The 24,649-nt window shown below is 37.7% G+C and carries 19 protein-coding genes and 1 other annotated feature; of the genes, 2 read left to right on the top strand and 17 right to left on the bottom strand.

Going from position 1 to position 24,649, the window contains the following annotated elements:
- Positions 1–28: 28 nt before the first annotated feature.
- The 6 genes from BM212_RS02295 to BM212_RS02270 all read right to left on the bottom strand — a co-directional run bounded on the left by BM212_RS02295 (position 29) and on the right by BM212_RS02270 (position 6,452).
- Positions 29–214 carry a hypothetical protein gene (locus BM212_RS02295; protein WP_091895910.1) on the bottom strand — a complete coding sequence of 62 codons (186 nt, stop codon included), beginning with the start codon at positions 212–214 and terminating at the stop codon, positions 29–31.
- A gap of 217 nt (positions 215–431) precedes the next feature.
- Positions 432–2,213, bottom strand: a complete 1,782-nt coding sequence (spxB, locus tag BM212_RS02290; RefSeq protein ID WP_072693089.1) for a pyruvate oxidase — start codon at positions 2,211–2,213, stop codon at positions 432–434.
- Between the two features lie 428 nt (positions 2,214–2,641).
- Complete coding sequence (locus tag BM212_RS02285) at positions 2,642–3,007, bottom strand: DUF2200 domain-containing protein (RefSeq protein ID WP_091895906.1); 366 nt, start codon at positions 3,005–3,007, stop codon at positions 2,642–2,644.
- 2 nt (positions 3,008–3,009) lie between these two features.
- Positions 3,010–4,473 carry an amidase family protein gene (locus BM212_RS02280; RefSeq protein WP_218149676.1) on the bottom strand — a complete coding sequence of 488 codons (1,464 nt, stop codon included), beginning with the start codon at positions 4,471–4,473 and terminating at the stop codon, positions 3,010–3,012.
- A 13-nt stretch (positions 4,474–4,486) separates the two neighbouring features.
- On the bottom strand, positions 4,487–4,876 hold the full coding sequence (locus tag BM212_RS02275) for a GFA family protein (RefSeq protein WP_091895898.1): 390 nt from the start codon (positions 4,874–4,876) through the stop codon (positions 4,487–4,489).
- Positions 4,877–5,018: 142 nt separating this feature from the next.
- Positions 5,019–6,452 (bottom strand): 6-phospho-beta-glucosidase, encoded by a 1,434-nt coding sequence (locus BM212_RS02270; protein WP_091895895.1) that lies wholly within the window; start codon positions 6,450–6,452, stop codon positions 5,019–5,021.
- A 221-nt stretch (positions 6,453–6,673) separates the two neighbouring features.
- On the opposite strand from BM212_RS02270, the gene BM212_RS02265 reads away from it, so the two are divergent.
- The gene (locus tag BM212_RS02265; protein WP_091895892.1) at positions 6,674–6,904 is read left to right on the top strand and encodes a DUF3953 domain-containing protein; all 231 of its coding nucleotides are present in this window, start codon (positions 6,674–6,676) and stop codon (positions 6,902–6,904) included.
- 140 nt (positions 6,905–7,044) lie between these two features.
- Positions 7,045–8,322, top strand: a complete 1,278-nt coding sequence (locus tag BM212_RS02260) for a BaiN/RdsA family NAD(P)/FAD-dependent oxidoreductase (protein WP_072693099.1) — start codon at positions 7,045–7,047, stop codon at positions 8,320–8,322.
- A gap of 63 nt (positions 8,323–8,385) precedes the next feature.
- Here the strand turns inward: BM212_RS02260 and recQ are convergent, their stop codons facing one another.
- The 11 genes from recQ to BM212_RS02205 form a co-directional block, all read right to left on the bottom strand.
- Positions 8,386–10,551 carry a DNA helicase RecQ gene (gene recQ, locus BM212_RS02255; protein WP_091895889.1) on the bottom strand — a complete coding sequence of 722 codons (2,166 nt, stop codon included), beginning with the start codon at positions 10,549–10,551 and terminating at the stop codon, positions 8,386–8,388.
- 144 nt (positions 10,552–10,695) lie between these two features.
- Complete coding sequence (gene abc-f / locus BM212_RS02250; RefSeq protein WP_177206275.1) at positions 10,696–12,327, bottom strand: ribosomal protection-like ABC-F family protein; 1,632 nt, start codon at positions 12,325–12,327, stop codon at positions 10,696–10,698.
- Between the two features lie 413 nt (positions 12,328–12,740).
- A complete protein-coding gene (pepF, locus tag BM212_RS02245) occupies positions 12,741–14,552 on the bottom strand; it encodes an oligoendopeptidase F (protein WP_091895883.1) in 1,812 nt (603 codons plus the stop codon).
- Between the two features lie 385 nt (positions 14,553–14,937).
- Positions 14,938–16,344, bottom strand: coding sequence for an argininosuccinate lyase (gene argH, locus BM212_RS02240; protein ID WP_091895880.1), 1,407 nt, complete (start codon positions 16,342–16,344; stop codon positions 14,938–14,940).
- The gene (gene argF / locus BM212_RS02235; protein ID WP_091895877.1) at positions 16,325–17,257 is read right to left on the bottom strand and encodes an ornithine carbamoyltransferase; all 933 of its coding nucleotides are present in this window, start codon (positions 17,255–17,257) and stop codon (positions 16,325–16,327) included. The genes argH and argF overlap by 20 nt, the downstream gene beginning before the upstream one ends.
- On the bottom strand, positions 17,254–18,435 hold the full coding sequence (locus tag BM212_RS02230) for an aspartate aminotransferase family protein (RefSeq protein WP_091895874.1): 1,182 nt from the start codon (positions 18,433–18,435) through the stop codon (positions 17,254–17,256). The genes argF and BM212_RS02230 overlap by 4 nt, the downstream gene beginning before the upstream one ends.
- Before the next feature lie 17 nt (positions 18,436–18,452).
- On the bottom strand, positions 18,453–19,310 hold the full coding sequence (argB, locus tag BM212_RS02225; RefSeq protein ID WP_091895871.1) for an acetylglutamate kinase: 858 nt from the start codon (positions 19,308–19,310) through the stop codon (positions 18,453–18,455).
- Positions 19,311–19,337: 27 nt separating this feature from the next.
- A complete protein-coding gene (gene argJ, locus BM212_RS02220; RefSeq protein WP_091895868.1) occupies positions 19,338–20,588 on the bottom strand; it encodes a bifunctional glutamate N-acetyltransferase/amino-acid acetyltransferase ArgJ in 1,251 nt (416 codons plus the stop codon).
- 9 nt (positions 20,589–20,597) lie between these two features.
- A complete protein-coding gene (argC, locus tag BM212_RS02215) occupies positions 20,598–21,638 on the bottom strand; it encodes an N-acetyl-gamma-glutamyl-phosphate reductase (RefSeq protein WP_091895865.1) in 1,041 nt (346 codons plus the stop codon).
- Entirely contained in the window at positions 21,635–22,906 is a 1,272-nt protein-coding gene (locus BM212_RS02210; RefSeq protein WP_091895862.1) for an argininosuccinate synthase, read from the bottom strand. The genes argC and BM212_RS02210 overlap by 4 nt, the downstream gene beginning before the upstream one ends.
- Positions 22,907–23,173: 267 nt before the next feature.
- Positions 23,174–23,445, bottom strand: a binding site (T-box leader).
- A gap of 217 nt (positions 23,446–23,662) precedes the next feature.
- On the bottom strand, positions 23,663–24,610 hold the full coding sequence (locus tag BM212_RS02205) for a phosphoglycerate dehydrogenase (protein WP_091895859.1): 948 nt from the start codon (positions 24,608–24,610) through the stop codon (positions 23,663–23,665).
- Between the last annotated feature and the right edge of the window lie 39 nt (positions 24,611–24,649).

The raw sequence follows: 24,649 nt of genomic DNA, 5'->3' as shown, positions 1-24,649 counted from the left end.
GAGTACTGATCAGTGACTATTCCATTCTTTATGATAAAGGTTTTCTGGCACTCAATACATATCGAGAAGCTTCTTGTCCTGCACTCTCTTTTTCAGCATCATAGAACTGATCGATCTGCATTTTTTCAAACCCGATCGCTGCAAGTTCATGCTTTAAATCTGCACTGTCTATTCCGTGCCCGTGATGAGTGGGATTTGTTTCTTGTTTCTGCATTTTAATGATCAATGGGATGGTAAAGGTATTCTAAACTAAAGTCAATAGGAAAAGGTGGTTTAATATGAAGAACTCGTTACACTAAAAAAACCCCTAAAAGGGTTGTAAAAATACAACTCTTCCAGAGGTTCTCTATAGTTTTAAGACCTTCCAAGACTTATGGTTCGGTCTCTTAATATTAATCTGTAAGTTATATGTCAGAAAATTACTTAGTTCATTACTTAGCTACTTTAGATTCAAGACCTTCAGCTTTTAAGAATTCACTAAATGGTACTAATTCTTCAGCTTCGTATTTTTCTTTGTAAGCTTTGATTTCTTCTGCACTGTATAATGAAGGATCTAATTTTAATGTCTCAACTGGAATAGGACGATCTTTAGTAATTTTAGCATCTACTACGACTGTTTTGCCTTCTTTATAAGCTTTAACAGCATCAGCCATTACTTGGTCGATATCTTCAATACGGCTTACTGTGAAACCAACTGCTCCTTGAGCTTCCCCAATTTTTGCGTAGTCTACATCAGTAAAGTCAGTACCGAAAGTATTTGTGTTTGTATCTTCATACTTATTCTTGATGAATGCATATTCAGTGTTAGTGAATACGATGTTGATAACAGGCATGTTGTAACGTACGTTAGTAACGATATCTTGATAGTTCATTGAAAACGCACCATCACCCATGATGTTAAAGACTTGACGATCTGGATATACGTTCTTAGCACCAATACCCCCAGGAAGTCCAATCCCCATAGTCGCGAACAATGGAGACGTTCTCCACATATTCTTAGGTGTCATGTGTAAGTGACGAATAGAAGTTTGAGTAGAGTTACCAACGTCGATTGAATAAATAGCATCTTCATCAGCGTATTTGTTGATCGCGTTGTATACTTGATAAAGTTGTAACGCTCCGCTTTCTTTTGTTTCCAACTTAGTCATGTAGTCACGCCAGTTTTGAATGTTTTTCAAGTTAGCATTCCACCAAGCTGATTCTGGAACTTCTGTTACTTTTGCAAGTAATGACTGAACAGCTTCGCCTGCATCTCCAAGAATCGCAACATCTGCATTATGACGTTTACCAAGCATAGCTGGGTTATTATCAATTTGGATGAAGTTTTCAGTATTTGAGAATGTACCTTCAATTTCAGCAAACGGGAAGTTTGATCCAACGAATAGAATAGTATCTGCTTCTTTAACTGTTTCATTAGCTGGTTTCCAACCAACACGGTATGTTGAACCTGCTAATGCTTCAAAGTCATATTCGAAAGTTTCAAAGTTTTTACCAGTTACAATGACTGGCGCTTTAAGTTTGCGAGATAATTCTTGAACTGCTGGACCGTGTCCCATAGTTCCAACACCCGCATAAATTGCAGGACGCTCAGCTTTGTTTAAGATTTCAACTGCAGCATCAACATCCGCTTCGTTAATCGCTGGAGATACATAATCACGATAGCTGTGACCTGAAGAATAGAATGCATCTTCATCGATTTCATGGTAACCGAAATCACCAGGTACTTCGATTACAGCTACTCCATTTTTAGCTAGCGCTGTACGGATTGCATCGTCAATCATTTTTGGTAATTGTTCAGCATAAGCCACACGACGGTTGTATACCGCAATACTTGCGAACATTGGATTTTGGTTCAATTCTTGGAACGCATCCATGTTCAACTCTTTCTGAGGGCGAGATCCTAAAATAGCTAAAACTGGAGTGTTATCCATCGCTGCATCATAAAGACCATTGATTAAGTGAGAAGCACCAGGTCCACCTGATCCAACACAAACAGCAATATTTCCGCCGAATTTGCGTTGCATTACAGCTGCCATTGCGCCAACTTCTTCATGTTTTACTTGTAGAAAATTAATGTTTGTTTCTTCTTGTTCACCTAAAGCTTCCATTAGAGGAGCCAAAGTTCCTGAAGGAATACCATAAATTGTATCTATTCCCCATCCTTCAAGAACTTTTAGTGAAGCTGTACTGACTTTAGTTTTTCCGTTCGTCATTTCAAAAATCCTCCTAGATTAATTTCACAAAATTCATGCTAGAATATTTTAACACGTTTAACTCAAGAATCAAAGTATATTTTTCATTAAAAAACATAATCTAATTATCAATCCCGAAAAAAACATCATTTATTCTACATATTTACAATTAAAAATAATAAATCTTTTAACTTACGTAGGTAAAAATGACTTTGTTAATAAATTTACAAATTATATATTATTGGGAAAAGTCGACAAAGATATGCACAAAAGAAAAGTTCTCTTCTACAATATTAACAATCCTTAAAGCGCATCTTCTTTATTCTTTAAATAAAGTTAACTCTGCATACTAGATTTCGGTCTAACATATAAGGTTTGGCACTATTCTACTAGATTTTTCTTTTTAATGGTTCTAAAGAAACTTTTATCTTAGTCTTCTTATAATATATTTATTTTTTTAGAGTATCTACACGTAAAATCTTCTCCATTTTCTTGCCTTTCGCCAGTTCATCGATCATCTTGTCGAGATAGCGGATTTCTTTCATTGTGGGCTCTTCGATTTCTTCAATTCTCACTCCGCATATTATGCCTTTTACTTGTACTCGGTTGGGATTCATTTCCGGCGCCTGCTCAAAGAATGTTTCAAAATCTGTTCCGTCTTCTATTACTGCATCAAGTTCGGCCTGTGAATATCCAGTCAGCCAGCGAATGATTTCATCTACTTCTGCTTTTGTACGTCCTTTTTTCTCGGCTTTGGTAACATAATGCGGATAGACACTTCCAAAACTCATTGTATAGATTTTGTGTTTTGCCATCATTACCCTTCCTTTTTATCAAATATTGGTTTCTTACGGTGATAAGTACTTTGTTCATATGCATAAGCACATTCTAACAGAATTGGTTCTGAGTATTGTCCAGCCGTAAAGGTTATCCCTACTGGTTCGCCAACTGGAGTATAGCCGGCTGGCACCGTGATTGAAGGATATCCCGCTTTAGCCGGAATAGTTGCGCCCACATTGTTCGGTGTGATGATAGCATCTAACTGATTGTCTGCCAGCACTGCATCAATGCCTTTTTCTCGAGATTGTTCCTGGTCAAAAACTAAGCTGTTCAAGTAATCGGAATCTATCAAACGACCGCTCGTTCTTTCTGCTTGATAGAATAATGCTTGCCCGTACTTCAGTGCTTTTGTTCCAAGTCTGCGATTGCCTTGGATTAAATCATTTAATGTATTTAAATCAGTCGACACATTTACGGTCTTCAAATAAGTCTCGACTGCTGATTTGAATTCATACAGCATTACATTGATATCCCAATCATTATTAGCGGAAGGAATTTTGATATCCTCTATTATGATTGCACCAGCTGCTTTTACTTCTTCGATTGCAGCATCGATCACTTTTCGATGTTCTTCACTTACATATTCAAAGAAAGGCTTACGGGCAACTCCGATACGCTTTCCTTTTAAACCATCTTTTTTTAGAGAATCGGTAAAATCTTTTTTCCCGAAAGGGTTGGTACTAGTGATCGGGTCATTTTCATCTTCGCCGTTCAATACATTTAATAAAATAGCCCCGTCTTCAACAGTTCTTGTCATGGGTCCGGCAGTATCTTGAGTAATTGAGATCGGAACAATACCACTACGACTGATCAAACCTACAGTCGGTTTAATTCCAACTAACGAATTCTGACTAGCTGGACTAAGAATCGAACCTGAAGTTTCTGTCCCAACCCCTGCTGTAGCCAGATTGGCTGCAACAGCTGCTCCTGACCCTGCGCTTGATCCTCCGACTATAAAACTTTTTCCATAAGGATTTATTGTCTGCCCACCACGGGAACTATAGCCAGTCGGCATATCTTCCGCAATAAAGTTTGCCCACTCTGTCAGATTCGTTTTCGCTAGAATAATTGCCCCGGATTTACGCAACTGCTCGACAACAAAGGCATCTGCTTTTGCGACATGATCTTTCAACAGTAAAGATCCAGCAGATGTATGCATTCTATCCTGAGTATCCACGTTATCTTTTATGACAACGGGAATCCCATGAAGACTACCGTATACTTTTCCGGCTTTTCGCTGTGCATCCAATTTATCTGCAATATACAAAGCATCTGGATTTACTTCAATAATTGCATTCAATTTCGGTCCTGATGCATCGATTTCTGCAATTCGTTTCAGATAAGTCAAAACCAACTCTCTAGATGCTGTTTCACCTTTAGTTAAGGCATTCTGTAATTGGCGGATCGTCTTTTCTTCAATCCATTCTGTTTGTTTGCTCACTGTTTTTCCTCCGTTAAGGTCGTTTGATTGTTTTATTTGCAAAGACATAATAGTCTGGTTTGTCGTCGTAATAAATTTCTTTCTCAAAGTTCAAAGCTGAGATTTGTTCATCGAACAACTCAGGATTCATTGAAGTCATCTGCTGTTTTGTATTTCGGAAAAATAAGAATGTTCCACACTGATTACAGAATCCTCTTTCAATCTCTTTTGATGAAGGATACACGCCGACTGTCTCTTTTTGGTTGAAATGGATTTGGTTATCTGGGACTCTATCTGTGTAAAACATAGGGCCAGCTGCCTGCTTTCTGCACATACTACAGTGACAGACCGTAACATCACGAGTAATTTGGCTGACGGTGATAATGGTTCTTCCGCATAGGCACTGTCCTTGCAAGTTTTCCATACTGATCGCTCCTCTATGACTATATGTAAGTATTATTTTATAGCACTTTTGGCAGAGTTACAATAAGCGAATACAAGTTGCCAGCTGATAAAAAAAAGTGCCGGCAATCATTCACCGGCACTTTCTAAAAAATTTTATTCAATTAATCATTACTGACGTCTTCACCGTTTGTTGCGATGACTTTTTTATACCAGTCAAATGATTTTTTCTTCGTACGTTTCAATGTTCCGTTACCCGCATTATCACGGTCTACATAGATGAAACCATAACGTTTTTTCATTTCACCAGTTCCGGCACTTACAAGGTCGATGCATCCCCAAGAAGTATAGCCCATGAGGTCAATACCATCTAATTCAACAGCATCTTTCATTGCTTTAATATGTTCAGCCATATATTGTATACGATAATCATCTTCTACATACCCATTTTCATCTGGGGTGTCTACTGCACCTAGTCCATTTTCTACAATAAATAATGGTTTTTGATAGCGATCATATACATCATTCATAGTAATACGCAGCCCAAGCGGATCGATCTGCCATCCCCATTCACTTGCTTCTAGATATGGATTCTTGATTGAAGCAAAAATATTTCCTGCAGTTTTTTCATTCACTTTAGGATCTCCTGATGCTACACGAGATGAATAATAAGAGAATGAAATAAAGTCTACTGTGTTTTCTTTAAGAAGTTCTTTATCCCCTTCTTCAAATGGGATTTCGATTCCATCACGTTCTAATTCTTTAATTGCATATGCTGGATATTCTCCGCGAGACTGTACATCGATAAAGAAGTAGTTTTCATGATCTTCTTGCTGAGCAGCAAATACATCTACTGGGTTTGGTGTATTCGGATAATATTTACCTGCTGCAAGCATACAACCTACTTGGTTTTCAGGATCTACTTCATGGGCTATTTTAGTTGCTAATGCGCTAGCCACTAATTCGTGATGAGCTGCTTGATATTTCACTTGTTTCTGGTTTTCATCTTCATCAAAGGCTAATCCGGCACCCATAAATGGAGCATGTAAAATCATATTGATTTCATTGAAAGTCAACCAGTATTTTACTAAACCTTTATAGCGACTAAAAATTGCACGACAAAGATTTTCATAGAAATCAACCATTTTACGGTTACGCCAGCCACCATACTCTTTAATCAAATGCATAGGGCAGTCAAAATGAGTGATTGTAACTAAGGGTTCAATACCATATTTATGACATTCCTTGAATAAATCTTCATAGAATTTCAATCCTGCTTCATTTGGTTCTGTTTCGTCTCCTTTAGGGAAAATGCGTGTCCATGCAATAGATAGACGATACGTTTTAAAGCCCATTTCTCCAAACAGTGCAATGTCTTCTTTGAAACGATTGTAGTGATCGATTGCTTCTTTAGCTGGATAGAAATGATTGTCATCAAAATCAAAATGTTTCACTTGTCCTGTAATGATCGGTCCTCGGTCTTCTCCAACGGGCACTACGTCAACATTTGCTAATCCACGTCCATCTTGATCGTATCCACCTTCAAGTTGATTGGCAGCTGTTGCGCCACCCCATAAAAAGTCTTTTCTGAATGCCATTATATGTGTTCCTCCTTGAATAAATTATCTGTTTCTAGATAGTAAAACAATTTGTTATAGATTCAGTGTATAGGATGTAATCCATTACATACAAGCGCTTTACTGTAAAGATTGCATGATTTATTGATGATTGCTTAATCTTTGCTTTCTAAAAATGAAATTACACCTCGTATCTGATAGGATTAAATAGTAAAACCCATTTATTGAAAGGAGAGATACACTTGCTGAAAAAAATAAGTATCCTACTTTCTGTTACAACAATCATTATTGCGCTTTACGGATTACTGTCTCAAGATTTCAGATTTTTAGCTTTAGTCTTTTTTCTAGCTGGCCTGTCACAGTTGTTAAACGGATTCGTTGAGTTCACTAAAAATAAAAGACTCGAAGGCTGGCTATTAATAGTATCCTCAGGGATTGTGTTATTTATTTCTATCTATATTTTTCTATTTTAACTTTTAAAGGTGAATGAATAGCAAATCAGTATACTTCAAAAATTATTACATAAATCCGACTATCTCAATCTTTTATAGCCTATTTTTGTAAATTATGGTACAGTAACGGATAGCTTAATGAGTAAGTAGGAGGAAATAATATGACCCACTACGATGTACTTGTCGTTGGAGGCGGAACGAGTGGCATGATGGCCGCAATCTCAGCCGCAGAATCCGGCGCAAAAGTTGCTGTCGTTGAAAAAAACAAGATGCTGGGCAGAAAGCTGCTGGTAACGGGTAATGGTCGTTGTAACGTCACCAACAACCGTGATAAAGAAGAAATTATTACCCATATTCCTGGTAACGGACGCTTTTTATATAGTGCATTTTACCAATATGATAATTATGATATTATGAAATTTTTCCGTTCAAACGGAATTGCTTTAAAAGAAGAAGATCACGGGAGAATGTTCCCGACGACCGACAAATCAAGAACGATCGTTGAAGCATTGAAAAGAATCATGGAAGAAAACAAAGTCGAAATTTTCTTGAATGCTCCTGTAGATACAGTTTTATATGAAGAGGGGAAAAGCAAAGGCGTTCGTTTAAAAGATGGACGTACCCTACTTGCTTCAAGCATTATTCTTTCTACCGGTGGACGTGCAATGCCTAAGACAGGATCCACTGGAGACGGTTATCAATGGGCTAAAAAAGCTGGACATACATTGAAACCTTTGTATCCTACAGAAGTTCCTATCACATCAGACGAACCGTTTATTGAAGCAAGAGTCCTGCAGGGACTTGCTTTGAGAGATGCCAATTTAAGTGTTTTGAACAAAAAAGGAAAAGCCGCAATTTCGCACCGTATGGATATGATTTTTACTCACTTTGGTATTTCAGGTCCTGCCGTTCTGCGTTGTTCAATGTTCGTTCATCAAGTGATGAAGCGTGACAAGACGGATCGAGCTACCATGATGATTGACGCTTTGCCAGACAAGACGATTAATGAACTGAGACAAGAGATCGCTCAGCTGATTAAAGATGCTGGGGATAAAAGTGTGAAAAACTCGCTTAAAGGAATGGTTCCAGAGCGCTATCTATTGTTTGGACTTGAGAAATTGAATATTGAAGATGGAACCCCATTGAAACAGTTGACTCATGCTCAAATCGATTCGGTTATTGAATTCTTTAAAGACTTTCGTTTCACTGTCAACGGCTCACTTCCGATTGAGAAAGCTTTCGTTACTGGTGGCGGAGTCAATACTAAAGAAGTCAACCCCAAAACTTTAGAAAGCAAAAAGATGCAAAATCTTTACTTTACTGGTGAAATTTTAGATTATAATGGCTACACGGGTGGTTATAATATCACGGGTGCCTTTATTACTGGACGCGTTGCCGGTATGCACGCTGCTCAAGCAGCTTTAGGTATTGGTCAATAAAAAGATTTTAAAAAACAGTCACAACTTACACAGAATAGCGTAAGTTGTGACTGTTTTTTGTGACTAATTATTTTCTTCACTTTTCATTTTTGCCAAAACAAATTTGATAGCGTCGTATGAAATCGACTCATCAACTGCTTCTTTGATTGGTTTCAAGAATTCATTTCCTTCTTTTTCTACTGCTGATCTGACCTCTGCTTCTGCGTCAGCTGAAACGAGTTGATTATAGCCTATCTCCATTTCATTTTCGATTGCTTTACAGATGTGATTGACGATTGTATTTGTAGTGTATCCTCTAAGTTCTGCTATTTCTTCAATTGAGTGACCATTCTTTAAAAGGTCAATTGTTTCTTCCATAGAGTTTTTTCCAGAATACTTTGAAGAACTGACTGGTTTGGAAACTTCTTTCTCCGTTACATTCTGTATTCTCAACTCTTCAGTCTGCAAACCCTGTTCTTCCACGTACGCTTTTATAACTGGAAGAAACTTTTCACCATAGTCAGCTAATTTGGTTTCTCCTACTCCATTGATCGCAAGAAATTCCTCATCAGTTTGAGGAAACTTAGCTGCCATATCAATCAGACTTCTATCTGTGAATACGACAAAAGGCGGTTTACCAATTTCCTGCGCTATCTTTGTACGTATATTTCTTAATTTTTCGAATAACTTTTCGTCATAATTTTCGATATTTTCGATTTTTTTCGTTTTGTGTACTGGCTCTTGTTTCAATTGCTTGCGTATAGATAATTTCGTTTTCCCTTTAAGCAAATCAGCTGTTTTTTCCGTAAACTGCAGCACAGGATATTGATCCCCACCTAATCTCAAATAATTATCGCTGACCATTATTGAAATCATATCTTTAATATCCCCATCAGTGTAATCTGACATGATGCCATACGTACTCAGTTCATCAAAGTTCACCTGTTGAATCCGACTGGTCTTTTTACCGCGAAGAACATCCGTCACTAACCCAGCTCCGTACATCTGTTTCATTCGATAAACACAAGATAGTATTTTCTGACATTCGACAGTGATATCGGTCGTGATTGTTTCTTCATCACAGTTAGAACAGTATTCGCATTCCTGCCACTCCACTTCTTGATTAAAATATTTTAAAATACTTTTACGCAGACAGTTTCCCGTTTTACAATAAGTGATCATAGAATTCAGGTTTTTCTTGGCATGGGGTGCTTTTCCTTGTTCAATCAGCATCGTGTTCGTAATGATGTCCTGAGCTGAATAGAAAAGAATTGCTTCAGCAGGTGCTCCGTCTCTTCCAGCACGTCCGGCTTCCTGATAGTAACTCTCCATATCAAGCGGCATATTATAATGAATGACTTTCCGCACGTTAGATTTATCGATTCCCATTCCAAAAGCATTCGTCGCTACCATGATCGGTTTTTCATCGTATAAGAACTGATCTTGATTTATAATACGTTCTTCTGGTTCGATTCCTGCATGATAACGGGTAACAGGAAAACCTTTTTTATTAAGAGATTTGTATACAGTATCGACATTTTTACGGGTATTACAGTAAATGATACTAGATTCTTTTTTATCTAAAATCCGACTCAGTTCATTGCTTTTTTTATCCGGTTTAACTACTGAGAAATATAGATTTGGTCGGTCAAAACTGGCAATATGCACAAAAGGCTGATTTAAATTCAGCTGATCAATCATATCCTGTTGAACAATTGTCGTTGCTGTTGCAGTAAATGCTGCAAAAGGTGGTCGTGAAGGCAATACATCCATGATTTGTGGGATCACTTGATAACTTGGTCTAAAATCATGTCCCCACTGAGAGACGCAATGAGCTTCATCGACTGCAACCAGGTTCACATTCATACGACGTACAGAATATAGAAACTGTTCATTTCCCAAACGTTCTGGAGATACATACAATAGATCCAATTCATTTCTGATTGCTTCATCGATAATTACTTGCTGTTCAAAATAAGATAATTGGCTATTGATATAAGCTGCTCTAACACCCATCGTCTGTAATGCATCGACTTGGTCTTTCATTAGAGAAATAAGTGGTGAAATCACTATCGTTACACCATCCATTATGATTGCCGGAATTTGGTAACATAGTGACTTGCCGCCTCCAGTGGGCATTACTCCTAAAACGTCTCTACCATTTAAAATAGCATTGATCAATGCTTCTTGTCCGGGACGAAACGTATCATATCCATAGTAGTGCTTCAATGTTTTGAAAATTGTATCCATATTGCCTCCAACATTCTAATTCCATTTTTCTACTTTTACAAACTATTCGTATTTTTCTCTTTGCGCTTTATAATTGTAACACAGCTATAAGGTTATTTTTCTACACTACTTTATTTATAGAGCAGGCATTACTGTTCATACTGTCTAATTATTTAATTCCTCTTTTTTTCTTTTGGCCCATGAATAGCTTCCGGGGAAAAACTCTGCTTTTTGTTCATCTATCCAGTATACTTTATTGAATGTTTTATCTAAAAAATAGCGGTCATGAGAAACAGCCAGAATGGTTCCTTGAAAATTTTCCAAAGTTTCTTCTACTAATTCTCTGGATTCGATATCTAAGTGGTTAGTAGGTTCATCTAAAACTAAAAAATTTATATCTTCTTCCATAAGTTGTGCCAACCTCAACCGCATCCGCTCTCCGCCACTTAGTCCTGAAATTTGGTTAAAGACATCTTTTCCATAAAACAAAAATCGAGCTAGTTTCGTCCTAGCCTCCTGTTCAGTCATCTGGAAGTTCTCTTTAAAAACATCAATCACCCTCTCACTTTTTTCCTTAGTAAATAAGTGTTGTGAAAGGTAGCCGACTTTTATATTACTGCCTCTATCTATTTGACCAGAATCTGCTTTTTCTTCTCCTAAAATCATTTTCAACAAAGTCGATTTTCCGGTACCATTCTCCCCTACTAAAACCACTTTTTCTCCGAAACGAATATGAATATTCACATCTTCTAATAGTACTCTTTCATCAAAAGACTTGGTTACTCCTTCAGTAACGATAACATCTTTTCCACTTCGATCTGAAGTCTTTATGTCCAGTTTCATTTGTTTACTTACATGCGGTTTTTTAACTTTCTCCATTCTTTCGATCATTCTTTCCATATGCCGAGCTTTTTTATGCAATCCGGGATTAGGTGGAACTGCTCGATTAGCCCATTCTCTCAGTGTTTTTGCTCTTTCCTTCATCTTCTTTATTTTACGTTGTTGTTCTTCATAAGCTTGAAATTCTCTTAAAACTTTTTCTTCTTTCTCTTTTATATACCCAGTAAAATTAGAATGATAAATTGTACATTCACCATCTTCTAGACAAATTATTTTGCTTACTCCTTCATCCAGAAAGTATCTATCGTGGGAAATAATGACGACTGCTCCATTATAATTTCTGACAAACTGTTCCAGCCATTCTGTAGCTAAAAAATCTAAATGATTCGTTGGTTCATCTAATAACAACAAGTCTGGATTTCTAAGAAGGTTCATTGCTAAACCAATTTTGGTTTGTTCTCCTCCACTTAGTATCTCGAACTTCTTATCCAATAGCCGATTTATATTTAATCCTTGAGTGATCTGCTGGATTTTAGCATCCATCTCATATCCTCCTTCTTGAAGATAGGTTTCTTGGATGTATCCATATTTTTCCACTAGCTGCTCCAGACGATCGGCATTTTTTTCGTTGCTCATTTTCATTTCTAGACTTTGCATTTGCTTTTCTTTTTCTAATAGATCGTAAAATGTGGAACGTAAAACATCTTTCACAATGATTCCTCTAGAATAATTAGGTATTTGTTCTAAATATCCAATTGAGCATCCTTTTTTCCAATGAATCATTCCACTGCTTGGTTGTTCCGCTTGTGCTATCAATTTCATCAGTGTAGTTTTACCACTTCCATTTCTTCCGACTAATCCTATTTTTTCTCCTTCTTTTATTTCTAATTGTATATTTTCAAAAATTTGAGTTCCTCCATATGCTTGAGAAACACCGTTCATTGTACAAATAATCATCATTTTCTCCTTTTGTCCTTCACCCTCAAGCCCTTTGTTAGACAAAAGTTTATATATATACAAACAACCATAGAAAAGAATCCTCTCCTATGGCTGTTCTGCAACAAAAAAAGAGAGCACAAATCTGCTCTCCCATTTTGTATATTAATGGTAGGGGTGAGATGTTTTCGCTGCGATTCTACTATTCAATTGCTAAAAATGGACACACTGATCCAATTATGCAATGACAGTAGAAAATTCAGCACGGCAGAAATACAAATAAAGTTCTTCTTTTCCATGCTTTTTCGCAGTTAGAAACATCTAACCTCCACCTCCGTTCAAATAAGTTAGTATCATTTTATCGGAAGAATGCATTTTTTACAACAGCTAAAACAAACCTTTACAGAATTCATCTGCAAAGGTTTTTGTTTTAATTAATTATTTTTTTCAAGTTCTCCAGTCAATTCAATGATGCGATCAATTGTTTCATCCAGGTATTTGATTGTATCTGAAAGTGGACGATCTGTTGTAATATCTACACCCGCTACAAGAGTTGCTTCAGCGGGAACTTTTTGTCCGCCTAATGCCAGAAATTCTAACCAGCCATCTACTTTTTCTTCTCCGCTCTTGATTTTAAGGAATGCTTGGGTCGCAATCGTTAAACCTGCAGAGTAAGTGTATGGATACAATCCCATGTAGTAGTGAATCTGACGCATCCATGTTAATTCTGCACCGGGTTCTAATTCTACTGAGTCACCCCAGAATTGTTCCAGTACACTGCGCTTGATTTCGCTAAGTTTTTTAGCGTCAAAACTCTTGCCTGCATCGATCAGTTTATACACTTCTCTTTGATAAGCCGCTTCAAGCAAATGCGTTACAAAATTGTGGAAATATGTTTTAGAAATCATTTTAGATAAAACTGAACGTTCCATTCGAGGATCTTCAGCTTTGTTCTGCAGATAATCTGTTAATAATAATTCGTTGAAAGTTGATGGTCCTTCAATTAAATAAAGTGATGGACGAGCACTTGTTAATGGGTTGTTTTCATTTGATAAAACTCCCTGACCGGCATGTCCTAATTCATGGAACAATGTATAAGCATCTGTTAGCTCTCCAGTCCAAGTAATCATTACATAGGGGTGTTTGCCATATGTTGTTGAACAAAATGCACCTGAACGTTTCCCAATATTTTGAGCAAAGTCTGTCCAGCGTTCAGGATATGAACGCAAAATCATGTTGACGTATTCTTCTCCAAGCGGAGCCATAGCTTCTTTGACCAAGTCTTGTGTTTCTTCTATAGTGATTGGTGTGGTATATTCAGGATCCAAGTCAACTTTTAAGTCAGCATAGGTCATTTTTTCAAGTCCGTGAACTTCTTTTAAATGAGTGATGAACTTACGCATGACTGGAGCAAAGTCATTCATAATCATATCGATCTGACGATTATAAAGCTCCTGGCTGACTTCTTGACTTTCTAATAAGTAATCAAAGATCGAATCATATCCACGCATGGTTGCTAATGTTTTTTCACTTTGTAAGTGTGTATAATAAGCTGTTGCCACAACGTTCTGATATTGGCTTAACACTTTACTGAATTGATCATAGGCAGCACGACGAACTTTTGGATCTTCGTGATACATATAAACTTCTTCATAGAGGACAAAACTTAGTTCATATTCTTTTCCGTCTACTTCAAATGTACCGAAGTCTGCATCTGCAGAACGAGCTTGTTCAAAAATTTCAGAAGGAGATTCAAATACAGGACCTAATTGTGCCAATGCTTTTTCAACGCTCGGATCTAGTTTAGCTTTTTTAGCCGCTTTTACTTCACGGACAAAGGGACCGTATTTCGGCTCTTTTTCTACAAGAGCGTTCAAAGTCGACTCGTCAGTTTCTTGAATTTGTGAGTTAAAGAAGCTTAAATCTGCACTCACATTTGCTAGAACATTGGATACGTGACGCGCCTGCTGTTGTGCTTCACCATCAGAAATATCTACTGATACCGGCAACATACCGTATTGTCCCAAGTGAGAAGCTGTCGCTCTTAATGCTTCGTAAGATTGAATGGCTTCAAGTAAAGTATCTACATTAGATAACTTTCCATCATATTTATCCGCAAAAGCTTTTACGTCTTTTGGAAGTTGCTCTGCAGTTTCCTCAAATTCTGCTTGTGTCTTGAAAATTGCTGTTAAATCCCATTTTAACTCTTCTGGTATATCTGTACGTGGTTTTAATTTTTCAGCCAATTTATTCTCCCCTTAAGTCATAATATGTAGTGAAATGCAGTCAGTTATATAATTATAACTCAGTTGATGTATCTGACCTAAAACTTCTTCAATATACAAATACCAAGTTATTCTTCAACTAACCTAAGTTACGCTCTTTTTCAGAGGTAATTCTCATTTACCAATTCACTATTTCAGATAATTATACCACTTATTCTAACATTTGTGTGAGAAATCTTTGTAATTTTCAAATTATATACTAAGAATTAGTTTGTCACTTTACAGCTAGTCGCATAATATTACTGAAAGTTATAATAAATGGTTTATACTAAGCTTTATGGCTCTATATGCATTTTATCTGCTAAGTTTCATTTGTTCCTGCAAAAAACATTTACTAAAAATAGATTTAAAGTAAATGTTTCGGATCAATATTTAGTTGTGTATTCAACTGTTCCATTTGTTGCATAACTGCTTTTGGTGAAGGGCCGCCCTCAATATTGCGTTTGTTTACACAGTTATCTAAATCGATAGCTTCATAGATATCTTCTTCAAACAGATAGTGTAATGATTGATAGGTTTCAAGCGGGACTTCTTCTAATGTGATAGCCTTTTTTATACACGTTTGAACTAATAATCCAATCACTCCGTATGCTTCACGAAATGGCACACCTTTTTTAGTTAAATAATCCGCACAATCTGTCGCATTGATAAATCCTTTTGATGCTGCATCTCGCATGCGATCAGCTTTCACTTCCATAGTATCAATCATTGGAATCATAGCAGATAATGCAATTTTGACTGTATGAATACTATCAAATAATGCCTCCTTGTCTTCTTGCATGTCTTTGTTGTAGGCAAGAGGAAGACCTTTCATCATAGTCAGCAGTGTCTGTAGGTTGCCATAAGCTCGACCTGTTTTTCCTCGTACCAGTTCTGCTACATCCGGATTTTTCTTTTGCGGCATAATGGAAGACCCTGTTGCAAAAGCGTCATTCAATTCTATAAACTGGAACTCCTGAGAACACCATACGATCACTTCTTCAGATAAACGAGACAAATGCATCATAATCATGCTTAAGGCATATACAGTATCCATCACAAAATCACGATCGGAAACACCATCTAAACTGTTGGCTGTCACTTTCTCGAACCCTAACTGATCCGCAACAAACTGACGATCGAATGGATAGGTCGTTCCTGCCAGTGCCCCATTTCCTAGTGGCATCACGTCTGTATGTTCTATTACTTCATCTAGTCGTTTGATATCTCTTGAAATCATTTGTCCATACGCTAAAATATGATGGGCAAACGTAACAGGCTGCGCGATCTGTAAATGCGTATAGCCGGGCATGATTGTATGGATATGACTCTGCGCTTTATCTAGAATAACCTTTTCAAACTGCAGCAATTGCGTTTTGATTTCAGCAATTTGCTTTTTTGTGTACATCCTTAGATCCAGCGCAACTTGATCATTGCGGCTTCTACCTGTATGCAGCTTTTTACCCGCATTTCCAATACGATCAGTCAGCTCAGCTTCAATAAACATATGAATGTCTTCAGCAGTCGGATCGAACTCCAAGTCTCCATTTTTTATATCCATCAGAATGCCTTGGAGACCTTCAACAATACTGTGTTCATCCTCTTTAGAGATAATCTGCTGTTTACCCAGCATTCTAGCATGTGCAATGCTGCCTGTAATATCTTCTTCATAGAGTACATAGTCAAAACTGATGGAAGAATTAAATACATCGACTTCATCTGCGCTGCTTCCGCCTAATCGACCTTGCCACATCTTATTTGAATTCGCTGGCATACATTGGAACCCCCATTAAATGAACTAGAACGGCTTTTTGAACATGAAGACGGTTTTCAGCTTCTTCAAAAATATAATCCGCATGTTGTTCAAATACTTCCGTTGTGATTTCTTCTTCTTTATGAGCCGGCAGACAATGTTGGACCATCACATCTGGCTGGGCAACAGACAAGAGTTCTGTATTTACCTGATACAGATCCTGAAAAATCAGTTTCCTTTTTCCTGCTTCGGACTCATCCCCCATACTGGCCCAGACATCAGTAAAGACGACATCGGCATCTTTGACAGCTTCATATGGATTTTCCGTTAAAGTAAATTTAGGATTTTTACCATACGTTTCAAGAATAAATTCATCCGGCTGATATCCTTTAGGTGAGGCCACCGAAATAGATGCTCCGGCCAACAAGGATCCAACGATCAATGAGTTAGCCATATTGTTTCCATCGCCTATGAAGGCAAACTTCAAGTTTTCAAGCGATCCTTTGACTTCTTGAATCGTCATCAGATCGGCTAAAATCTGACAGGGATGATACAAATCAGTCAATCCATTGATAATAGGAATAGAACCATACTCCGCAAGGCACTCTAAATCTTCCTGTTTGAATGTACGAATCATGATTGCATCAAGATAACGAGACAAGACTCGAGCTGTATCTTCAATCGGTTCACCACGTCCCATCTGCAAATCACTGGCACTTAAATATAACGGCTTTCCACCTAATTGACTCATCCCTACTTCAAATGATACTCGGGTACGAGTAGAAGCTTTCTGGAAAATCATACCCAACGTTTTCCCTTTTAAATAAGGCGTTTCAATTCCATGCTTCAGCTTCTTCTTCAAGTCATGTCCAGTCTCTAAAATAGACAGCAATTCTTCTTTGGTCAAATCAGAAAGTTTTAGTAAGTGGTTCATTTCAAGACCTCCGCTTCTTCCTTTTTCAAAACTTTGTCTAAACAGCTAACTGCTTCATCAATTGCAGCTTTATCTATAATAAGAGGCGGCAGCAGGCGTAATTTATCCTTAGCCGTTAAAAACAGTACTCCTTCCTCCTTTGCTTTAGCTAAAACTTCTTTTGCTGTTGTATGCTTAAAGGTTATCCCAATCATCAATCCTAATCCTGTTACTTTTTCTACTTCTTCTAATCCTTCTAGTTTCTCTATCAGGTAGAGACTGTTTTCATGGACCTTTTCTAAAAATGCGGGTGTGATGGTTTCAAGTACAACATTTGCCCCGGCTGTTACAACTGGATTCCCGCCGAAAGTAGAACCATGGTCCCCTGCTTCTAATACATCTTTGACTTTTTCTCCTAAAATAGCTGCACCAATGGGTAGACCGTTTCCGAGTCCTTTGGCACTCGTAACGATATCTGGTTGAAGTCCGTAATGTTCGTAAGCAAAAAGTTTTCCTGTACGACCAATTCCTGTTTGAACTTCATCTATAATGAGTAAAATATCTTTCTGTTTACAGACGGCCGCTATTTCTTGGATGAAGTCTGACTCTAGCGGAACAACGCCGCCTTCTCCCTGCACGATTTCAATCATAATGGCACAGACGGTCTGATCTATTTTCTGATGCAAGTCTTTTATATTGTTCGTTTCAATAAATTCGAATCCTTCCGTAAAGGGATCAAAGTATTTATGAAATGCATCCTGACCTGTTGCAGATAAAGTCGTTACCGTACGGCCATGGAAAGAATTGCTTAGAGTAAGAATTTTATGTTTATTTGGGCTTTGTTCATGTCCATATTTTCTTGCGACTTTAATCGCAATTTCGTTTGACTCTGCTCCAGAGTTCACGAATAGTACATGCTGCATTCCTGTATGGAGGCAAAGTTTTTCTGCAACTTGTGCGCTAGGTTCTGTGTAGTATAAGTTTGAGATATGCTGCAGTTGGCCTAACTGTTTCTGTGTAGCTTCTACCCAATCTGGATGATGATATCCTAGTGAGTTCACTCCAATTCCTGCTGTGAAATCCAGATATTTTTTCCCATCCTGATCATAAATGTAATAGCCCTCTGCTTTTTCAAATACTATTGGTATACGGTTATACGTTGGAGTTACATACGTATTTGTCAATTCAATACTATTCATCATTTACTCCTTTCTATTCAATCCTTTTTATAGAATAATGTGCCAATCCCTTTATCAGTCAAAAATTCAACGATTAATGAATGAGGAATCCTGCCGTCTAGTATCACTGCTTGTCTTACTGAATGTTTGACTGCATCTGTGCAACACTGGACTTTAGGGATCATACCGCCACTGATGATATTTTTTTCGTATAAATGATTTACTTCTTTTAATTCAATCTGTTTGATTAGTGTAGTAGAATCCGTTGCATCTTCCAGTACACCAGGGATGTCAGACATCAGAACCAAGTTGTCTGCTCCTAAGGCTTTAGCAATTCCGCTGGCCATTTCGTCTCCGTTGATATTGCAGATTTCACCATTTTCATCTGTTCCAATACAGGCGATAACTGGAATATATCCATTTTCCACCAAATCTTCAATGACTTGCGTGTTTACTTTAGTGACTTCTCCTACAGCACCCATGTTTTCAGGATCTCTGAGTTTGGCTGTGACTAATCCGCCATCCACACCACTGATTCCCATGGCTTTTCCGCCAAGAGAATGAATCATACGTGTCAGGTCTTTATTGATTTTTCCAGCAAGTACCATCTGAGCGATTTCCATCGTGTCAGTATCTGTTTTTCTAAGTCCATTCACGAATGAACTTTCTACATTTGCTTTATTGAGCCAGTGATTGATATCCGGGCCGCCGCCATGTACGATAACGACATTGATTCCGACTTTTGCCAGCAGCATGGCATCAGACAAAACAGCCTTTTTCAGTGATTCATTCTGCATTGCTGAACCACCATATTTAATAACGACCATTTTCTGATCGTATCGCTGAATATAAGGTAGGGCATTGGTTAAAATTTCTGCTACTTCAAATGAATCCATCTTGGCTCCTTCTTTTGCCTAAACACCTTATGTTCTATAGGCACTATTAATTTTTATATATTCATATGTGAGGTCGCAGCCCCAGGCAGTCGCCTGACTTTTACCTTCATACAAATAAATATCAATACTCAGTCTATCTGTTCCTAGAATCTCAAATGCTTTTACTTCGTCAAATGACACAGTCGAACCTTCTTCACACACACAGACACTCTGGTAATTTTCTGATCTCAGATAAATATCCAGGTTGTGATAGTCAAACTCCGCATCGCTGTATCCGATTGCGCATAATAAACGACCCACATTTGCGTCTCGTCCATATACTGCAGTCTTGACCAAACTACTACTGATTACCTGTTTCGCTATTGCTTTTGCCTGCAATTTATCTGCTGCTTCTAGTACATTGCAGGTAATTAGCGTACTCGCCCCTTCTCCGTCTTCTGCAATTGCAATAGCAAGTTCTTTACACACTAGATGCAAGGCTTCTTTAAATACTTGCAGAGCAGGTTCTGCTTCTGATTGAATCAGCTGATTCCCGGCTTCACCGTTTGCTAATATCGTAACCATATCATTTGTTGAAGTATCTCCATCCACACTGATCATATTAAAGGTATCCTTTACAACCTCTTTTAAAGTTATCTGAAGCAGTTCTGGTTCAATAGCTAAATCTGTCGTAATAAATCCAAGCATTGTAGCCATATTCGGATGAATCATGCCGCTGCCTTTTGAAATCCCGCCGAGTCTTACAGTTGTATTTTCAAGTTCAAATTCTACTGCATATTCTTTTATATCGGTATCGGTTGTCAATATGGCTTGAGCTGCTTCACTCCCGTCTTCTTCATCAAGCTGTTCTACTAAATCATTCATACCATCCTTAAATGGTTCGATGCTCAGTGGCTGACCAATCACACCAGTAGAGGCAACTAGAACATCCTCTTTTTTGATTTCAAGCGCATCCCCAACTAATGCACAGACTTCATTTGCAATTTCTTCTCCATTTGCGTTACAAGTATTGGCATTGCCACTATTACAGATAATGGCTTGAGCTCTGCCGTTTATACTGTGTGCTTTGGTAACTTGTATTGGAGCACCTTTTACTTTATTCTGTGTATAAACACTAGCTGTACTGCTGATTGTTTTACTATAGATCAATGCAAGGTCTTTTCTTTTCTTTTTGAATCCCGCATGCACTCCCGAAGCCATAAATCCTTGAGGTGCACATACATTTCCTTGGATTAGTTTAAACTGATTTTCTTTTTTATGTTTGATTAGGGTTTCCATTTTTCCACCTCAAAACGATGGGGCTACCATCGACAGTCCTTTAGTTTCATCAATTCCCAACATTAGATTGAAATTCTGTACTGCTTGACCTGCAGCACCTTTTTGCATATTGTCAATGACACTGACTATGATCAATCGATTGGTTCTTTCGTCTATTGTTAATCCTATCTGACAATGATTGGAATGTTGTACATGGCTGATATCTGGTAATTTGCCTGCTTTCAATACCGTTACAAACGGTTCATCTTCGTACCAGTTTTCATATGTTGGCTGAATACTTTTTGCATCGACTCCATCTAAGATATCCACATACATTGTGGATAAGATTCCCCTGTTGACTGGTAGCAGGTGCGGAACGAAGGATACCTTGATTTCTCCAGCTCCCATAAGATTCAATTTTTCTTCAATTTCTGGTGTATGACGATGAGTCGCAACTTTGTAGGCATTGAATCCTTCATTCTTAACTGCAAAGTTCGTTCCTTCTGAAAGAGTTTTACCCGCTCCCGTAACTCCTGACTTTGCGTCAATAATCAGACTGCCTGGATCAACTAGTTTCTTTGAGATCACTGGATATAGTCCCAGTAATATGCTCGTGGAATAACATCCTGGATTAGCTACTAACTTTGTCCTTTTAATTTCTTCACGATTCATTTCTGGAAGCCCATAGACCGCCTGCTCATGTAGTGCTGGAAATTCAACGTCCACTCCATACCACCCTTTATACACATCAAGATTTTTCAGACGAAAATCTGCGCCGACGTCAACGACCTTTTTGTTCTGATCCATACACTGCTTGACTAAATTTTCGCTTTCTCCATGTGGCAAACATATAAACAAGATGTCTGACCGATTAATTACTGTGTCATTTTCTTCAAACTTTTGATCATATTGAGCAGTAAAAGCAGGATACAATTCTGAAATTGCTTTTCCGACATGATTTATGGAGGATAACCCAGATATTTCTACTTCTGGATGCTTGAGCAGGATACCAGTCAATTCAGCTCCAACAAATCCGCTTGCTCCGATTACACCGACTTTGATTTTGCTCATGCCTTGATTCCTTCCTCTTTCAGGATGAAGCTACTGTTTACTTGCTTTGCGAGCTGTGTCTTCTTTTTCATTTCAGCATGAATGACACTTGATAACCCATATAGATTGATAAATCCAGCGGCGTCTCCTTGATTGTAGACATCGTCGTCATCAAAGGTTGCAAAAGCTTCTGAATACAAGCTATAGGGTGAATCCACACTTGAAACAATCATATTTCCTTTATATAATTTCAGTTTCACAGTACCTGTAACGGTCTGTTGAGTTTCATTTATGAATGCATCCAAAGCCTGCTTTAGTGGTGTAAAATACTGACCGTTATATATAATATTGGCATATTTCTGAGCCAGCTCTTGTTTATATTGAAGCGTCTCTTTATCCAAAGTAATCATTTCTAGCTGCTCATGTGCAAAATAAAGCAGCGTTCCACCGGGTGTTTCATATACACCACGGCTTTTCATTCCGACTAGACGATTTTCTATCATATCCAGAATCCCTATAGCATTTTCTCCACCAATTTTATTTAGAGCTTTGATTAATTCTACGCCACCTAGTTCTTTTCCGTCGATTGCTACTGGAACGCCCTGCTCAAAGTCAATACTTACATATGTTGGCTTATCTGGAGCTTTTTCTGGAGTAACACTCATTTCTAAAATAGAATGATACTTCGGTTCATTCAATGGATCTTCTAAATCTAACCCTTCATGAGACAAGTGCCACAAATTCTTGTCTTTGGAGTAATTCGTTTCACGAGAAATCTTCAATGGGATTTCATGTTTTTCTGCATAATCGATTGCCTCTTCACGAGAAGTGATTTCCCACGTTCTCCATGGAGCAATAATATCTAGTTCAGGAGCTAAAGCTTTAATTCCCATCTCAAATCGAACCTGATCATTTCCTTTTCCAGTACAACCATGACAAATGGCATCTGCACCTTCTTGTTTTGCTATTTCTACGAGAGCTTTGGCAATGACTGGACGAGCCGTTGCTGTGCCTAACAGATATTTATTCTCATAGATGGCACCTGCTTTTAATGTTGGAAAAATGGAATCATAAACAAATTCTTCTTCCACTTCAGCTAGATAAAACTTTGAAGCACCTGTCTTCAAAGCTTTTTCTTCTAGTCCTTCTAGTTCGTCTTCTTGCCCGACATTAGCTGTAACTGCAATAATATCGCAGTTATAATGTGCCTTTAACCAATGGATGATTACGGAAGTATCTAATCCTCCTGAATAAGCTAGTACGATTTTTTTGTATTGTTTGTCAGTCATGATGCATACTCCTTTTTTTAATTTTTGTTTTAATTTTTAAAAATGTGTATTAAGAAAAGCTAAGTACACCGTTCAGCCCTGAAAAGAAAATCTAAAACCTCATAGGAAGCGTCGACCTCCCTAAAGGTCGTCGACATAACATATCTGTAACTCACATCCGTTCGAACAGCTATGTCAATAAGCATCCCGCGCAATGGGTAATTTTATCTTTTTCTCGAAGGGTTGGTGTGTGAAGCTAGACAATAAAAAAAACGCCTGCTGTTTTTACACAGAGACGATTTAAATCGCGGTACCACTCTACTTGCAGACAAATATTTACTAACGGGTGTCTGCCACCTCAGTACATTAACGCTGTATGACGGCTGTTTCTCCTTCTCCTGCCCAGACCTTACTTGTCCCAGACAGTACGATTCAAAACAGCATCTTCCAAGTGCGGTTCAATGAGTTTTTCATGCCGATCTTCCACTCTGTATCGGCTCGCTGATTGCCATAGGCATTTATGAAAGTATCTCATCTACTCTCTTGTTCATTGATGTTATGAAATAGTCTACATCAGCCAATTTTCTATGTCAACTGTTTTATTATCTTTTTTGAATATTTTACGCTTTTTAATAAATTAAATCGCCTTTTTAAGTATATTTATACATTATTTTATTTATAAAATTCAAAACAAAAAAACGATTGTGCAATTACTATTGAAACAGTAATTTTACAATCGTTTAAACTTTTATTAAATGTATCATTGTTTAGTAGTGATTAATAGCCGCGAGAATAATCTACTAAATTAATAGGTAATTCTTCTCCGTTCACGTAGGCTTTTAAGTTTTTTTCAAATATCGGAAAGAGACTTTTACTGTAATCCTCTAATCTACCAGCAATGTGCGGCGTAATCAATACATCTTCACGATTCCAAAGTGGATGATCGTTTGGTAAGGGTTCTTCGTGAAATACATCCAATCCGGCATAAGCAATATTAGAGTCCAATGCTTCCAGTAAAGCATCTGTATCTACTGTTCCACCACGACCGACATTAATAAATATACTTTGATCTTTCATTTGTTTAAATAAATTTTTATCAAACAACTTATCAGTTTCATCTGTCATCGGAAGAATATTCACTACAATATCTGCGTGTCCAATTACATTCTCTAAATCATCCTGGGTATATTGTTCATCCATATGCTCCACTTCACCACCACTGCGATTGATACCAATCGTTTTCATATCAAAAGCATGAGCAACTTTACCAGTTTGTTTTCCAATCTCTCCAGTACCCACGATCATCATTGTCTTACCACTTAACTCTAGTAATGTGTCGACTGATATCCATTCACTTTTCAATTGTGCTTTTAAAGAAATATCCATTCCTCTTGTATAATTAAGTAACATTCCGAAGACAGACTCTGCAATACCATTCGAGTGAATTCCGCTTGAATTTGTTAGCAAAATGTCTTGTTTCTTCAATTTCTCCTGGTCTAAATAATCTACGCCAGCAGAAGCCACCTGTATCCATTTTACCTGATTCGCTGAATGGTCGATCAGTTTATTCCCATCTTCACTTTTCCAACCATATACTACCTCTATATCTTCTAGATTATCTGCTTCTTCAAGTGAAGAAATCAGTTTATAATCAGGTGCTAATTCTTTTATTTTTTCTTCTTGCTGCGCTGTAAGGTTACGCCATGTCAAAATTGTTTGAGTCATTTCTTCCACCCCTTTTTTAATATTATGACATAGCTTTTG

Origin of the sequence: Marinilactibacillus piezotolerans, from assembly GCF_900114235.1 — a bacterium.
Taxonomy (GTDB): Bacteria; Bacillota; Bacilli; order Lactobacillales; family Carnobacteriaceae_A; genus Marinilactibacillus; species Marinilactibacillus piezotolerans.
The sequence above is the reverse complement of the archived record's forward strand: the minus strand, read 5'-3'. Positions and strand labels throughout refer to the sequence as shown.